11 protein-coding genes and 1 pseudogene are annotated in these 15,333 nt (G+C 55.4%); 4 read left to right on the plus strand and 8 right to left on the minus strand.

Annotated features, from left to right (window positions below; all coding sequences use genetic code 11):
• Nucleotides 1–31 precede the first annotated feature (31 nt).
• Nucleotides 32–928 (minus strand): LysR substrate-binding domain-containing protein, encoded by an 897-nt coding sequence (locus LU688_RS14470; RefSeq protein ID WP_110604690.1) that lies wholly within the window; start codon nucleotides 926–928, stop codon nucleotides 32–34.
• 120 nt (nucleotides 929–1,048) lie between these two features.
• Between LU688_RS14470 and LU688_RS14475 the strand changes: the two genes are divergently transcribed.
• Entirely contained in the window at nucleotides 1,049–2,380 is a 1,332-nt protein-coding gene (locus LU688_RS14475; protein WP_160290668.1) for a serine hydrolase domain-containing protein, read from the plus strand.
• Nucleotides 2,381–2,419: 39 nt separating this feature from the next.
• On the opposite strand, the gene LU688_RS14480 is transcribed toward LU688_RS14475, so the two are convergent.
• Nucleotides 2,420–4,027: a methyl-accepting chemotaxis protein gene (locus LU688_RS14480; protein ID WP_160290669.1), complete on the minus strand. Its 1,608-nt coding sequence runs from the start codon at nucleotides 4,025–4,027 to the stop codon at nucleotides 2,420–2,422.
• A gap of 248 nt (nucleotides 4,028–4,275) precedes the next feature.
• Between LU688_RS14480 and LU688_RS14485 the strand changes: the two genes are divergently transcribed.
• Entirely contained in the window at nucleotides 4,276–5,013 is a 738-nt protein-coding gene (locus tag LU688_RS14485) for a PA3715 family protein (RefSeq protein ID WP_023629715.1), read from the plus strand.
• A gap of 767 nt (nucleotides 5,014–5,780) precedes the next feature.
• The gene (locus LU688_RS14490) at nucleotides 5,781–7,100 is read left to right on the plus strand and encodes a P-loop NTPase family protein (protein ID WP_104443848.1); all 1,320 of its coding nucleotides are present in this window, start codon (nucleotides 5,781–5,783) and stop codon (nucleotides 7,098–7,100) included.
• 1,678 nt (nucleotides 7,101–8,778) lie between these two features.
• Here LU688_RS14490 and LU688_RS14495 read toward each other — a convergent pair.
• Both LU688_RS14495 and LU688_RS14500 read right to left on the minus strand, forming a co-directional pair.
• Entirely contained in the window at nucleotides 8,779–8,901 is a 123-nt protein-coding gene (locus tag LU688_RS14495) for a hypothetical protein (RefSeq protein WP_256586246.1), read from the minus strand.
• Nucleotides 8,898–9,392 carry a hypothetical protein gene (locus tag LU688_RS14500; RefSeq protein WP_104445265.1) on the minus strand — a complete coding sequence of 165 codons (495 nt, stop codon included), beginning with the start codon at nucleotides 9,390–9,392 and terminating at the stop codon, nucleotides 8,898–8,900. Before LU688_RS14500 ends, LU688_RS14495 begins: the two co-directional genes overlap by 4 nt.
• 118 nt (nucleotides 9,393–9,510) lie before the next feature.
• On the opposite strand from LU688_RS14500, the gene LU688_RS14505 reads away from it, so the two are divergent.
• Nucleotides 9,511–10,596, plus strand: coding sequence for a coiled-coil domain-containing protein (locus LU688_RS14505; RefSeq protein WP_104443847.1), 1,086 nt, complete (start codon nucleotides 9,511–9,513; stop codon nucleotides 10,594–10,596).
• A 401-nt stretch (nucleotides 10,597–10,997) separates the two neighbouring features.
• On the opposite strand, the gene LU688_RS14510 is transcribed toward LU688_RS14505, so the two are convergent.
• The 4 genes and pseudogenes from LU688_RS14510 to LU688_RS14530 form a co-directional block, all read right to left on the minus strand.
• Nucleotides 10,998–12,158 carry a hypothetical protein gene (locus tag LU688_RS14510; RefSeq protein ID WP_158659507.1) on the minus strand — a complete coding sequence of 387 codons (1,161 nt, stop codon included), beginning with the start codon at nucleotides 12,156–12,158 and terminating at the stop codon, nucleotides 10,998–11,000.
• 593 nt (nucleotides 12,159–12,751) lie between these two features.
• A complete protein-coding gene (locus tag LU688_RS14515) occupies nucleotides 12,752–13,606 on the minus strand; it encodes an HNH endonuclease (protein ID WP_104443846.1) in 855 nt (284 codons plus the stop codon).
• 382 nt (nucleotides 13,607–13,988) lie between these two features.
• A pseudogene (locus LU688_RS14525) lies at nucleotides 13,989–14,318 on the minus strand (hypothetical protein).
• Nucleotides 14,319–14,540: 222 nt separating this feature from the next.
• Nucleotides 14,541–15,011 carry a hypothetical protein gene (locus tag LU688_RS14530; protein ID WP_104443845.1) on the minus strand — a complete coding sequence of 157 codons (471 nt, stop codon included), beginning with the start codon at nucleotides 15,009–15,011 and terminating at the stop codon, nucleotides 14,541–14,543.
• Nucleotides 15,012–15,333 lie beyond the last annotated feature (322 nt).

The following is a 15,333-nucleotide window of genomic DNA, read 5'->3' on the forward strand; positions in this document are numbered from 1 at the left end:
CCCGCGACCACCGGCGTAGCCGGTGCAAGGCTCACAGCGCATCCGGATACTCCTCGCGCAGGCTGCTCCCTAGCCAATCCATGAACCACAACGCATCGGCACTCGGCGGCTGGGGCGGCGTCAGCAACTGGTAGCTCTCCAGCGCCACGGCCTGTTCCACGCAACGCACCAGGCTGCCTTCGCGCAGTTCACGTCCGACCAGCACCTCAGTGGCCAGGGCGATACCGTGGCCGCGCTGGGCAAGGTTCAGCACGATATCGTTGCTGATATGCGAAGTATCGGCCTTGACCCGCACCCTCAGGCCATTGGCGGCGAACCAGCTGTTCCACCAGGTGCCGTCATCGACATGGACCAGCCGCAAGGCGGGCAGGTCGGCAGCGCTCAGCCCTGCCGGCAACTGCGCGAGGTAGCTCGGCGCGCATACCGCGAATACCTTCGGGCGGATCAACACCTCGCGTACACCGCTCAACTCACCCGGCAGGCCGAAGGCGATGCCCAGATCCGCCTGGCGGGCATCCACGCTGGTGAACGTGGCATTGGGCTCGATGGCGATCCTCAGGTCCGGGCGCAGGCTGCGCAAGGTGTCGATACGCGGTGTCAGCCAGCGTGAGGCGAACGCCGGCACACAGAGGATGCGCAGCCAGCGCTCGTCACCACGTTGCCCCAGGCGCGCACCGGCGTCGGCGAGGATCTGCAGCGCCTGCGCTGCGGCCTTGTAGTAATGGGCGCCGGGCAGGGTAAGGGTCACCCCGCGCGGGGAGCGCTCGAGCAAGCGTACACCCAGCCAGTCCTCGAGGTTTTTCACATGCCGGCCGATCGCCGGCTGGGTCACGTGCAGCGCCTGGGAAGCCGCGACATAGCTGCCCAGGCGGGCAGCGGCCTCGAACGCACGCACGGCGTTGAGCGGGGGCAGGCGATCTTCGGCCATGGGCATTCCTTGGTTGTTAGTTTTTTTAATAGTGAAGGCAAATTTATTGTGCTTTTCCCGCTGGCTCAAGTTGCAGACACTCGGGGCAGCGTATTTCCGCGCTTTTCGAGGAGCCCTCCGATGCGGCCAATAACAATAAAGAAGTCGTTCAACGGTCTTTCCATCCTGGCACTGGCACTCGCCGCACTGGCCGGTGCGGCCCAGGCGGCCGACAGCCAGGGGGCCTGCGGCGTGCCGGGGCTTGAGCCTTGCCCGCAGCCTTTCGACAAGGTGCTGCCGGCGGCCAAGGACATGCTCACCTGGGGCCAGGACACCCGGGTCGTGGGCTTTCGCAACACTTATCGCCTGTACGGCGGCGATGTCTTCGCCCCGCGCGGCGCCACGCCATACCCCTTGCCGCAGACCAGCCACAAACTGAGCGACGTGCACTACCAGTTGGCCGGCAAGACCCACAACCTGGCGGACTACCTGGCCAACCAGAGCGTGACCGGCCTGCTGGTGCTCAAGGATGGCAAGATCGCTTATGAGCACTACGGCAAGGGCAACACCCCGCAGACCTTGTGGACATCGCGCTCGGTGGCCAAGTCGGTGGTCAGCGTGCTGGTGGGCATCGCCGTCAAGGAAGGCAAGATCCATTCGCTGGATGACCGGATCAGCCGCTATGTCCCGGAGCTGGAAGGTTCCGAGTGGCAGGACGTGACCCTGCAGCAGCTGTTGCAGCACACCTCGGGCGTCGTCTGGGACGAGAACTACGCCTCGAAGGATTCGGACTTCTCGCACATGACCCAGTGCGAGGCTACCGCCGATCCCTATCACTGCGTGCTCGACCTGGTGCGTTCGGTCAAGCGCAAGCCCGGGGTCAAGCCGGGCGAAGTCTGGTCGTACAACACCGGCGGCGCCTGGCTGGTGGGCCGGGTGCTGGAAAACGCCACCGGCATGACCATCGCCGAGTACCTGCAGAGCCGCGTGTGGAGCCGCTACGGCATGCAGCAGGCCGGGGTCTGGCATGCGCTGGTGCCCGGCAAGGTGGACATGGGCGGCCACGGTTTCAATGCAACATTGCGTGACTGGGGACGGTTCGGCCAGTTCGTGCTCAGTGGCGGCCAATTGCCGCAGGGCGAAAAGCTGCTCCCGGACGACTGGATCGCGCGTTCCACCCACTGGACCCAGGCCAAGGGCTCAGTGACGGCCGCCGCGCCCAAGGGGCAGTACGGCTACCAGTGGTGGTACAACGCCCCGGCCCCGGACAGCGATGCCGAACCCAAACGCACTGCCACCAGCGACCAGACGTTCTGGGCCCTGGGCATCTTCGGCCAGAGCATCGCCATCAACCCGGCGGAGCGCCTGGTGGTGGTGCAGTGGTCGACCTGGAAGAACGCCGAAAGCCCCGGCTCGCTGTATGACGAGCAGGCGGTGTTCGTCAACGCAGTGGCCAAGGCGCTGAGCCAGTAGCGCCGGGCGAGGGCAGGGCGCCGGCAAGCGCCTGCCCAGTCACACGCGAAACCGCGACACGCTCGCCTGCATGCCCTGGGCAATCTCGCCCAGGCGCTGCGCCGCCGAGGCTAGCTGCCGCGTGGTGTCGGTGCTGTCCCGCGACATGCGGGCGATCAGTTCTACCTGATGGGCGACATCCTGGCTGGCCCGGGTCTGCTCGCCGATGGTCTGCGAGATTTCTTCGACCACCGACGCGGCGCGGCGCGCGCCTTCACGAATCTGCTGGATCGACGCTCCGGCCTGGGTGGCCAGCTCCACGCCGGCACGCACCCGGGTGACGCCGGTCTGCATGCTGTCGACGGCGTTGCCCGTGCTTTGCCGGATGCGTTCGATCATGCCGGTGATCTCCCGGGTCGACTGCGCCGTGCGCCCGGCCAGGCCGCGTACTTCGTCGGCGACCACGGCAAAGCCGCGCCCGGCCTCGCCGGCACGGGCGGCTTCGATGGCCGCGTTCAAGGCCAGCAGGTTGGTCTGCTCGGCGATGGTGTTGATCACCTGGATGATCGAATGAATTTCTTCCGAGCTTTGCCCCAGCACGGTGATGGTTTCAGAGGAGCGGTTGACCGCCTCGTCGATCCCCTGCATGCCGCCGACCACGTTGAGGATGACCTCGCCGCCGTCGCTGGCCAGGCGCTCGGACTGCCCGGAGATGGCCTGCGCATCGCGGGCGTGGTCGGCGATCCGCGCCAGGTTGGCAATCATCTGCTCGGTGGCCGAGGCCATGCTCACGGCGCTGTCGGACTGCTGGCTGCTGCGTTGCACCAGGCTGCTGGAAGCCTGGCCCAGTTCATCGGCCACTTCGCGCAGCAGCAGGTTCTCTTCATGGATGGCCTTGATCATGTTGCCCAGGCTGTCACGCATGTCCGCCAGCGAACGCAACAGATGCCCGGTTTCGTCACGGTCGTGGACCTCGATCGCGGTGGTGAGGTCGCCCTGGGCGATACGCTCGGCAACCACCATGGTCTGGCTCAACGGCCGCAGGATGGAGCGAAGCAGCAGGAAGGTGCACAGCGCCAACGCCAGCGTGGCCAAAATCATCCCGCCCACCAGCACGCTGATGCCCCGGTGCAGGGTGGCGGTGCTCTGTTCGCGGCTTTTGTCGGCATTGCCGGCGATCAGGTCGCTCAGGGTGCTGTTGCGCTGCTCCAGCTCCTTGAAAGCAGTGACAAAGGCCGGCAGCTGCGCCTGGGCCTGTTCAGGCGACTGCAATGCCAGCTGGATGATCGACGTGGCGCTGGCGATGTAGTGGTCGAGGAGGGGGCCGAGGTCATTGATGGCCTGGTGCAGGTCGGCGTCCAGGGGCAGTTCCAGGTTGCTTTGCACGACACTGCGGAACCACTTTGCGTGTTCGTCGAGGTCGGCCAGCACCTGGTTGGCGTTGTCAGCATCGCCCGGCTTGACCAGCAGGGCGGCCAGCACATCGGCGCGCAGCGCATCGTGCATCATGTCGCCTTCCATGTGGTTGCGCAGGGCGGCCATGCTGGCCTCGCTGCGCTGCAACGCCTGGTTCTGGTCATGCTCGGCGAGCAGGCCGCTGCCACCAAGCAACAGGGCGGCGAGGATGCTGACAAGACCGAACCCGATGGTTTTCTGGCGAATGTCCATTTTCGAACAGGCTCCGTGGGGTGGGTTTGGTGAGCATAGATGGTTGGAGGTATTTCGCAGGGGGAAAAGAACGGCGCTGAGGTGCGGTGAGGAGATGCCTCATATAACTCAACTAAATGAATATTTAGTTGAGTTATATGTTTATGCCATAAAAAAGTCGGGCAGGGCGTACGGATGTTTGCTGACGCCAGAGACCCTGTGTAGTGTGCATCCAGCTCACTTATCCTCAAAGGAATGAGACGTCGACCATGCGTAGATTCACCGCTTTACCGCTGTTGTTTGCCCCCATGATCGCCTGGGGCGACTGCACGAAGAACCTGCAAACCTGGGCCCAGGCCTTGCACCCGACACTGTCGCTAGCCAGCGACTTTGCAGTCTGCAAGGTCAATCCGGCAGATACCAGCCAGGTCTTGGCAGCCTTGCCGTTGAAGGTGAACGTTGATGAATACGGGCAAGGCGATTACAGCCTGGATGTACTGGTGGCCGATGCCAGCAGCGGCAAGATCATTGCCCATCATTACCAGGAGGCGGCGATCGTCTCCGATGCGGTGCAGTTTTCAGGCCTGACGCTGGACACTGCGCGCTATCAGCTAGCACCAGGCTTACGAGCATTTGGCGTGCGCATTCGTCACACAGGATCGTCACGGGTCAATCCGTTCAGCAGTGAAACCCTGAGCCTGTACGTGAACGACGGTTCGCAACTGCGGCAGATCACGAGGCACTTGGTTGTGAGCGAGAGTCACGGCGAATGGGATGGTGTCTGCGCTGGAGAATTCGGTGAGATCAAACGGACGCTGGCAATGGGAAAACCCGGCAAGGACGGTTTCAGCAAATTGCGGGTTACCGAGATATCGACCGGGAGCCAAAGTGTTCCCAAGGGCGCTGATGACTGTCAGGAAATCGAGCGTGCCACGCAGACGAAAAGGTTCAGCCTGAATTATGACGGCGGCCGGTATGAAGTGCCGAAAGGATTGAGATTCGAGTGAGTGGATTGGAAATGGGCTTGGTGGAGGCTGGAATCTGGCCTCCCTCTGGGCGTACTGCTCAATACGAACCTACGCATAATGTATATTATGTTAAATGACGTATTGCGGGAGGTGACCTCCTGTGTCAGCGTTTCGTAATCCCCATACTCTTCTTCACGATCCATCTGCACCAATCGCGTTTTGAGTGGAATGTCCCCCGCCAACACCCTCAAGCCCTTGTATTCCGGGGCCTTCAGCACACCAGGCGCCGCGATTCGGCCGGATTTTTTAACGAAATAAGTGGAAAAATTCTTCCGCCAAAAAATCGTAAAGCATTGATCTGCATAGCTTTTTAAAAATGCACTCCAAATGGAATAGCTCTCTCGGCCAAGGAGAAATTAGTGGAATCGGTTTTGACGCTGCGAAACCCCACCAACCCTGAAAGCCTTGCAGGACAAGGGCTCCAGCGCCATTTGAAGATTTAAGTGGACATTCCGAGCTCCCAGCGCCCGAGACGTAAGAGGCCCGCATCATTTACCAAAATCCAAGAAGTTGAACACATCAGAAAGGCAAGCCGCATCGATTGATGCATTGCAAAACCCCGATGAGTTGGTTGCTACCTAACGCGTGTCCCTGACTCAAAGCCCATGTTAGCTACCAGCTCGTGCTCAGCGTTCTAAACCGGCCCTTTGGAGCACGCATCGCATGCAAAAAAGCTTCCCAAGGTGAAACTATTGATGTCAAATCGGCATCACATTGAAAGGTTACGCTTACGAAGGGAGGCAGCTGTGGTTTCAGCGTTAACGGTGGAAGACGTTTTTGGTGTCAGCGGTAATGATGTAGCCAGCTATGTAGAACGGGATCATGTCGATGATGCATTCTTAGCGGCCCTCCACACCGACCAGCAAATCGTGGTCTACGGAGCGTCAAAGCAAGGCAAAACTGCTTTGGTCAAGAAGCATATCAACTACGATGACAGCATCGTAATCACTCTTTCCCCTAAGACTACGCTCCGGAATATTTACCAGGCAATTGTCAGGAAATACGACGTGCCATTGCTTGCTTCCTATACGGAAGGTACGGGAGATGCCTCTAAAATTCGTGGCAAAGCATCGATTCAGGGCACGATTGCCGTGATTCGTGGGCGCGGAGAAATTGCGGCGGATGTTGAACACTCCAGCAAGCTTGAGCTCAAGTACGACCGCATCGAATACAACCTTGACCTACCAGATGATGTTGCTAGCCTGATAAGGGAGCACGGGACGGCCAAGCCAATCATCTTAGAAAACTTCCACTACCTTTCAGAGGAAGTCCAGAGAGAGTTCGCATTTGATTTGCGGAGCTTTCACGACCTCAAAATAAAATTCATCATTTTGGGTGTCTGGAAAGAGGCCAACAGACTCAACCAGTTCAATGGCGAACTGCAGGATCGCCTGGCCGAGGTGCCGGTTGAGCCATGGAGCGATGAGGACTTCCGTCGAATCGTCAAGAAAGGCGAGGATCTGCTCAACGTGAAGATGGCGACTGCGCTGGTGGAAGAGTGCATTGACAGTGCGTTCAGCAGTGTCGGGGTTTTCCAGGAACTCATCAAGTACACATGTTTGGAGCACGGTGTCAAAGGTTATCAGGTCGCCAACAAGTTTATGGATGATCCGAAGGCCCTGGCCAGAGCCATCGACAAAAAAACGAGCGACTATTCTGGACGACATCTCAAGAATCTAGAAGCTATCGCCTGCGGTAATGCAGCGACGGTAGATAAATCGAAGCCTATCCCCTACTTCCTAAGCTACTACGTCATCATGCACATCCTTGAGGTTGGCTTTGACGGGTTTAACGGTGGACTCAGCGCCGATGCGATGCTGCCAGCGATCAAGCGAGTTCACCACCGTGCTGAGAACCTAAAGATCGCGCATCTCACGAATGCGCTTACCGGTCTCACCGGCATGCAGTCCGGCAAGGGTATCAATCCACCAGTGCTCGCGTACGATTCAAACTCTCGTCAGTTGAAGGTCGTTGATTCCACGTTCTATTTCTTCCTGAAGAACGCGAATCTTGGGCTAATCAAGGAGGATATTTTATCTCCGCTGGATGCGCTCGAAGAGTGCTAACAGGCACAACAGTCTTTACCGTGGATCGCGGAGCACATGGATGGCCTGATACGCTCCGCACCGGAACCTACGGATCTGATCAGTGTTGCAGGCCAGTAGAAAGGTGCGCTAATCGAGAAAGAAGCCACGGCGTTTAAACCATTTGGAGTGGGAGTACTCGTGGATCTGGCTGAGGATTCAGACGCTCCCCTGCGACGCACCCACGGCGGACTCAGGGCAGGTGCCAAGGCGTTCAGAGTGTATCTGCTGAACGCACAAGAGGCAGGTGTAAACCACTTCGCTCTCAACCTGAAGGTCAGCAATCGCCCGTACAGGGAAATGCTGCAAGAACTCGCGACAGAGGTCTATCTTTCTTCAAATCACGCACCAGCCCATAGATCATCCAGACTTGGATTCGGGGTGGAGTGAACCGCCCCGCATTCATATCGACGGACTGCCGAACGATAACTGCCTCGTCCTGACGAAGACTTCACCTGAACCTGTTCGAGGCTCCATGAGCAAAGCGGGCCAATGATGACTTCCTTGATGGCACTCAACTCGCCGAACGAAGTCAGCAGTTTGTGGTAGCTGGCTTCCTCATCCAAGGCATTCGTCGTGGTGCCGTTCTCGTACTTTCATCGCGACTGAATTGAAGTTCAATGACTGCTCTCACCTCCTCCTCGTGCTTGTAAAACAGTATTTGTAGCAGGCCGCGTAAGGCCTTGAGGGAAGTATGCGGCAGTGCGCCGCCTTACCTCGTCTCGTCCCCCCTGAAAATCTCGCCCGATTTACATATCTATTGGTTCGAAAATCATTTTAAACAATTAGTGGAAAGTCACGAATCTGGCAGAAACAATTAGTGGAAAATCACGATTTATTTTGTTTCTTTGGTGGAAAAACCATAGAAGATTCCACTAATTTATCGAAGAGCTCGGTTTGGCCTGGGAAATACGGGGCTTTGGGGCTTTCCACTTAATTCGCGACTGGCGCACCATCAAGCGCCTCCCATCGGGAGCATTTTGCCTGCCGACAAACGACGTCCGAAGCGTGCCATTCGCCTTCGATCGATAACCCTGGAGCCCCTCTGGAAACCCAGAGGCCGTTATGCCTTCAATTCGTTTTGATCCTGAAACACTACGTTCAATCACGAGGGATTTCGATCAGGGAGATGCTACCTGATGCTTATACGCTGCCGGAAAATCGAAAGGAATGCCGACAGGAACTGCCCAGGCAATGATTCGACAGCTACGTGGCGCAATTGCTGATGCTGCAAGGGGCGACAGAATGCTTCCGAATGCCATAGAAACCGCCCTGAAAATCGAGCAGTTAACGTTCAGCCAAGTACGTCGGTCGACGCGTGCCTTGACAATTTCCTAGGTGAGTTAGTGATTGGACTATCGCTTCCCCTCCTCTCCTTACCTTTCCTTGCACAAAAAGAGCTTGTATGAGCGTGGCTCTGGGAGCACGGCTGTCGTGAATCAAGCCGCCCGCTGGGCGTGCGTCTTGTCCCTGGGGACTTCCATCCTCACGCCTGCGCGCTCCGCTTGCGGTCGCAGGCAAGGGACGTATTTGCCTGGGTCAGTTGCATAACAACCTGCCGGCCACTCTAATAATTGGGAGTCATCCGAGGCTGCAGGCATGGTGGTGCGCGTAATCACATCCATTGGCCTACAGCCTCTGATTCAACGGGAACTATGGATCAACGTCGGTCTGGCTGATCTTTTCGGTTCACCGGGCGCTCCTCAGAGCGTCGGTGATACTCAGTGGTCGGCGGCGGCGGTGTCTTGTTTTCCTGATTCTTGGGTTTCTGATCGTTGCTCATGCAAATAGCTCCTTGCCGATGTTGATTACTGCTAACAACGACAACGCCCAGGCGGCGTAGACCATCTCGCTGTAGGCAAAATCTAGAGGTATGGATTTCTCGTCGATGGCTGACTTCAGTTTTTCCAATGTGTCTATATAGCAGTTGTAGACATGCTGCTGGTGATCTGGTGCATCAGCCGCTTTCATCCATTCTACAGTCTGGCGACTGTACGGCAGCGTTGGGCAGTCCCGAATTCTCAGAGCGCTCAGGGCATGACCCCACGAGCACACCACACAGAAAGCTGCAGCCAAAAAGCACCCAAGCGCAATGACGTCCCACGGGCCGCTAAGGGCGAAAAGCACCCTCCCCTTGGCGCTGGCGAGCGCCGTCAATGCGGCGATCACCACCGAAACGGCGGTTAGGAACTTAGCGCATTTGTTCTCGAAGTGGTCGAACCGGGCCTGTTCATCCTTGTAGCGGTCTTTCAGGTAAGCCAGGGTGTCGTCCATGATGGTGTCCGTCTGGCCGTCTTCAATTTGAAGGTCGGCGATTCTCAAAACTACTGGTAAAGCGAAGCGTTGATAAGCCAAGCTCCCGCTACTACGCCATGGAAGCTGAGGGGAAGTCATGAGCTCAAATCACTATCGCAGTTTGGTGCGCGGCCATCAGCAGCGAATTGCTCGTCTGAGAGAGTCGCACTCGCGAAAGATCCATGAAGCGGCAAAGCATGGTGAAGCCGCACAAAAGGCCGCAGCGGAGGCAACCCGGGCTCAGTCTGCTGCGACCGCCAGAACAAAGCAACAGCAGGCTCAGCGGTACGACGGTTTGCGAGCCAAGGCAGAGACAGATGCTGCAAAAATCATCGCTGATATTAACCGCGAAATGGTTCGCCTCACTGCCGATCAGCAGCGGCTAGACAAAGCCCTGGAGCGTGCGCAGATTAACGAGGCCCGTAAGCTCAAGGCTGAGCAGGAGCGATTACAAAGAAAAGCACTTCAGGATGCCCAGGCGAAGAGTCGCCAGCTTGGTTCTCTTCAAGTCGGACTCGCCTATCAAGTGGCTCGTGCAGATGAGCTCGAACGGGAGCTGGCAAAGCTTAAGGAACCACCTGAGCAAATTCAGATTCTGTTCTTTGGTGCTGACCCTGGTCGCAAATCTGAGAAAGCGTTGGATCTGCAAAATGAGATCCGTCAGGTAAACGCCCATATTCGCGCCTCGAAACATCGAGACGCGCTGAAGGTTGATTCGCACTGGGCAGTGCAGGCTGAGGACATCCTTCAAGCTCTGGACGAGAGCGAGCCTGCTGTCATTCACTTCAGTGGACATGGCACCCCTGGAGGACACTTAGCGGTGGAAACGCCGACTGGTGAGCCCCACGTGGTACCGTTGCAAGGGATGCTTCGCGCGGTGGCAGGCAGCAAGCGATACTTAAAGGTCGCTCTGTTCAACTGCTGTTACTCCCGTGAACTGGCTGAACAATGTTCCGAGCACCTTCTCGCAGCTATTGGCATGGATGGCGCTATCGCCGATGTGGCAGCAAAAGACTTCGCGGCGCGATTCTATGCATCGATCGGCTTTGGACAGGACGTTCACCAGGCATTTGATAGGGCTGTCACGCAGCTAGAGATGAAGTACCCCGGTGAGGCTCATATCCCTCAGCTCTATGTGAATCCGCTGGCTGAAGAAGGTGAACTGACACTGGTCAAACCCTGAAACGGGCAGGTACCGATAATCAAAAGTGGCCCGCGCGATAGAAAGAGTGCCTAGCCTTCCATGAAGGCAGTGACCGGAGTAGCTAGAGATCTGGCAGCAGTGTTGGCTTAGGTATTTACTGCTAAAAGCCAAGATCTCCGAGAATAGCTTGCAACTGACGTCGTAGCCACCACCCGGTTTTCCCTCCTTCTATAGTGAAGGAAACTCGGGGGCAGCCACTATATGAGTACCAGGCCCTGTGATCAGCTCGTTGGTGAAGACGAAGTCGTAGGAAAATTCTGACATCTCGGATTTCATTATTGCTGCGTCCTTGCTGTTCATTCATGGTGAAGCATCGGTTTTTACTGTCCGCATACAGCAACCCAGGACTTACGAAAAATGTAAGCCCTGGGAGAAGGCTGCTATCTTGCTTGAAACATTATGTCATGATCCCCAAGTAAATGCCCGAACTTTTCAATAATATCACCTCTTGGGTGAGATACAGTCATTTTCACATGCGCAGGCAACCGCTCGCGCATACTGAGGAAAAAACCGAAGCATCCGCTACCGTTTGGACTTTTGCCTACTGTGAGGACTACTTCTTTCACCCCGGCAGGAATCACCAATGATTGGGCGTATTGCTCAGATGCTCGCCTACTAAAAATCTCATGCAGATCCACTTGGATATCAATTATTTCGGATGGTGGTAGCAGGTGAACTCCACTGCTTAACGAAATGGAAATTTTATTTTTCCATATGCCGTCTTTATTTATCCTTTCATACGTTATGCCAATCTCCCCTCGGTAATCATCTTGAAAAGCCGAGAACATAAGAGAGCCGAGATGGCTTCGTGCGGAAGCTTTATCTGGATCCAGTTGTGCAAGAGGATTAAACTCTACCCCATCATCCTCAATTGTAAAAACGTTCCCGGACAGCGTGAGATTTACGTGCCTTGCTCTTCCGTGAGTGAAGGCATTGTCACTCAGCTCGTACGACACCTGCGAAATAGACTCTTTAATTCTCTCTCCAAGAACATTATGAAATGCAGGACGGGAGAAAAAAGCCCTGAATTGATCTTTCGGAGAGCTTATAGCAATGGTGGTACTTTGATGTCCATCTAGCTCATGGTAAATTGGTAGTCCACTGTAAAAGCTCTTGAGGAGGCTTGGGCGAGCTAAGATTTCTGCCGCAATATCATCCCAAGACCAAACATGAACATCAAATGGATAGATGTTGTTCGCATTCAACACTCTAGCGTGCTCTTGTATTGATTTGTCTCTGGCGGCAGTCGTCGCCACGGAAAAACTTTTAAGTTTTGGCTCAAATGATACGGCCTTATTGCACTCGATACTGAGTTCCGATGGTTTTAATTTGCTTCCTAGATTAGCGTCCTTATCCTTGCACTGAACCCCCGCCCAGAGCTCTGTGTATATTGGCCTGCCATAAACATCAACGCCGCTTTGAGGCTGCCCACTTCGGCCGTTCAGCTGAGCATTAGCGTCGCACCAAATTTCTTTCCAAAGCCTTTGGCATATCTGCTCAAAGTCTTGCCAGTTGTCCGGAGCTGGAAGTCTTACTTTCACGTGCCTTGGTCTCTATTTGTTGATATCAAGAAATGCCGAGCTTTTATAGCTATGTTATCCATGGATTTGCAACTTATCGATGATCGCCTCACGCACGTATTCATGACTTACCATCGATCCGCTCCTTTGCTTGTTTTCAAGAATCATCGTATCACCAACGTTGCGCGCTTGATGCGGGGCGTTTTCCGCAATGATATCAAAGGGCCATGCGCAAGGGTAGATCAACCTCAGCGAAGGCTGAAGGAAAGTGTTCTGGAGAGCTGAGATAAAAAGACTAGAATCATACAACTGGACAGATGCTGTACGCACGGGGCTACCAAAATCGCCGCCCTGCGCTTACACCTCTAAAAGAAATAGTCGAGCATGGATGCTTTCGGTCGCCGAGGACAATTAACATAGTATTTAGCTATGTTTTTAATAAGTAATTTTCAACAGGAAATTGCTAAAACGCTCATCTCGTCCGGATTTAGGATGCCATGCGAATTTTCACCGATTGGTGTTTGTAAAGCTTTATACGGGGGTTTTCCGACTCCCTTAAGGGTGCGGGTGGCGACAATTTAATTGTTTGAATCAAAGTCGGTTACCTTATTCGCTCACGACTTGGATCCTACAATATTCCCCACGATACGGTATTGCAGGTACTTCTCTGCTTCTAATTTAAAATCGACCTTGTGTGAGGTGGCTATTTGATGGATCTCGCGCTCTTTCTTGCACAGTCTGGGATCCACTACCACGTTGCCATTAGGGTCAAAACCAAAAAGGCCGTCATCCAACAACCGGTGTAGCGACGCCGTTAGAACGATGCCGTTATATGGATCAGTCAAAGCTGGATCATCAGCTTCGCAGCTCGCCACCGGTTTGATGTGTGCTGCTTCCAGCGTTAAAGCGGAACCCGTGATGGCACAGCGCTTACCCCACAGAGCGAAAGTAGCCAAGCTGAAATAGCTCTGAAAATTCCGAGCTCGACTCGGACGAACGGTAAAGTGTTCACCGCCCTCGAAACCCGTTGCGGTGAGATCCAACGCGGCTCCTTTGAGGTGATCCTGACCAAGGCTTTCGAGCTTCTCGAATTGCACTTCGAGCCACCCCCATGGTTTCAAAAGGTTTGGTTTGGCACCTGCATCCCGCCATCGAGCTCTACGCTGGGTTTCCCTAGCCCTCTTTCCATTCTTTATGACCCAAAAGGCCTCACTTTCATCAGTCAGGAACGCTGCCTGCAGCCCACTGAGCACCGAGAGGTAATCACTAACCTCAGTACGGGCTTTAAATCCCCACCTGTATTCGCCTTCAATACCCTTCCAGGGGAGGAAACACCAGCCAGGAGTGCTCGAATAGCGACCAACTGGCACGAAAACAGTTGGATCCCCTAAGTTATAGATTTTGGGATCATTCACGAGCCTTTCTAGGAAACCTACTCCCATGCCCGCCTCTTGCTCTTTGGAGTTCATGTGGGAAACGCTGCTTTTTTTCATCGACGTACAGAAATTCGACGCCTTCAGCAGAGGAGTATAAATGTTAAGAACGACATCGCGAATCGAGCCGTCGACAACCCGGCGCCGAGGGAAACCGTGGTACAAGGTCTGCTGCCGACCTCACCAGGACACGCTAATCATGAAAGAACTACGGACAGCCGCTGAAGTCCTTGAGCGCTTCAGCCATAACCAGGATGCGTTACGCGCCGCCGTCGAAGAGCTAACCAAATGGGTCGGTGAGCGAGGAGCAAGCACTGTGGTTGGAAATGTGAATGGTGCTTTGACGACCCTCTACGACAACATCGAAACCGTGCGGCAAGGTATCGCGGAACTAGTAGCAGCGAGCATCAAGCTCACATCAGTGCCCCTGCGCGCATTCGGGCAGTGTGCGGTACCACTCAGCGTAGGGCGTGTTAGTAGCCTTGTGGCGGTTGTAGTCCGGACTGCCGTCGCTTCACCACACCGGGCCCCTCTCCCCTAGTGCCCTTTTCACCTTATCTACAGCTGCTCGAGCGGTACGCATCTGATCTGCATCATTTGTTGCCCTCGCTTCTTTGACGGCTCTCCGCGCCTCCATCAGTAGGAGCACGATGTGCTGGCGCTGTTCATCAGATAGCACGGGATTGCTGCAGCGCCATAGCTGACCTTTCACTACGAAATAGCGACCGTCTGGTGTCGTGTGGTGCATCAAGCAGATCTCATGAGCTGATACTTCGAAGACACCAGCGACGGCTCACAAGCTGCACAGGAGAGATGTATGGATCGCTACACAGTGTTAATCTCAATCAAAAGAGCGCTTAAAGCCACACCGACTCAATGAGCGAGAAGGGTGTAATGAGTCTTCATAAGTTCTTTGGAGTGCATTTGTAAGGCTCGAGCTGGCTCACTTGCCCCTGCTGATGATCACAAGTCAATAAAACCTTTCGTAGTCGCCTCGGAAATCACCGAGCTCCACCAAACCCTCCAGCACAGCTGCACTCGATGTGAGGAGAGACTGCGTACGCTGAGGGCTATCCCAGCCCGCGGCGCCATGCTTGCCACCATGGAATAGATTGTTGCGAACTGTTTTCACCGTTCGGACAACCTTTGCTAGGTCAGATCTACAGTCTTGAAATCCAACTGGTGCCCACTCCAAAACCAACCCGGCCCCAACCACTTGCCGATCAGGTGGAGCAGCAAGCAGCTCTGCCGCTTCAGCTGTCAGCACGTAGGTTTCGGCATGGCGCTCTACAAATTTGTCCCAACCTGGTTCAGCTTTCTGTCCAGGGATTTCGGATTTTAGGTAACCGTTCTCTTTGAGACAGAACTCAAACCGTGAAAACCAGTAGAAGAAGTCAAACGCGAGCAATGAGAGCTCGGTCGGTATCTCACCTTTACGCATAGCACCCTCTCGAACGGCCTGAGCACAAGGGTGAAGAATAACTCTACGAGCGTGAGAGCGCAGTCACTGGCTGAGCACCCAGGAATAGGTATCGCAACGCCCTACAACGAAAGCCCAAATCACACTGGCTCAATGCACCTCTTCTCTGCTGAGAATGAGCGTAACCGGAGTGAAATCATAAAGCCGTCACGAAGTCAGCGGTGTCTGATGCTTCACTGCCTGTGGAATAGCTATTTGCACTCACACCGTGAACGGACCGGGTGCCGTGAGCGGCGCATGTCTGCTTAAGAGCCGCGTGGTTGGTGTGGGACCCGGCTTGCCG

This window comes from Pseudomonas soli (assembly GCF_021283165.2).
GTDB classification, from domain to species: domain Bacteria; phylum Pseudomonadota; class Gammaproteobacteria; order Pseudomonadales; family Pseudomonadaceae; genus Aquipseudomonas; species Aquipseudomonas soli.

Excerpts from the sequence above, each read along its gene's own strand:
- LU688_RS14470 (WP_110604690.1), bottom strand. The coding sequence starts at position 928 with ATGGCCGAAGATCGCCTGCCCCCGCTCAACGCCGTGCGTGCGTTCGAG.
- LU688_RS14475 (WP_160290668.1), top strand. The coding sequence starts at position 1,049 with ATGCGGCCAATAACAATAAAGAAGTCGTTCAACGGTCTTTCCATCCTG.
- LU688_RS14480 (WP_160290669.1), bottom strand. The coding sequence starts at position 4,027 with ATGGACATTCGCCAGAAAACCATCGGGTTCGGTCTTGTCAGCATCCTC.
- LU688_RS14485 (WP_023629715.1), top strand. The coding sequence starts at position 4,276 with ATGCGTAGATTCACCGCTTTACCGCTGTTGTTTGCCCCCATGATCGCC.
- LU688_RS14495 (WP_256586246.1), bottom strand. The coding sequence starts at position 8,901 with ATGAGCAACGATCAGAAACCCAAGAATCAGGAAAACAAGACACCGCCG.
- LU688_RS14500 (WP_104445265.1), bottom strand. The coding sequence starts at position 9,392 with ATGGACGACACCCTGGCTTACCTGAAAGACCGCTACAAGGATGAACAG.
- LU688_RS14505 (WP_104443847.1), top strand. The coding sequence starts at position 9,511 with ATGAGCTCAAATCACTATCGCAGTTTGGTGCGCGGCCATCAGCAGCGA.
- LU688_RS14515 (WP_104443846.1), bottom strand. The coding sequence starts at position 13,606 with ATGAACTCCAAAGAGCAAGAGGCGGGCATGGGAGTAGGTTTCCTAGAA.
- LU688_RS14530 (WP_104443845.1), bottom strand. The coding sequence starts at position 15,011 with ATGCGTAAAGGTGAGATACCGACCGAGCTCTCATTGCTCGCGTTTGAC.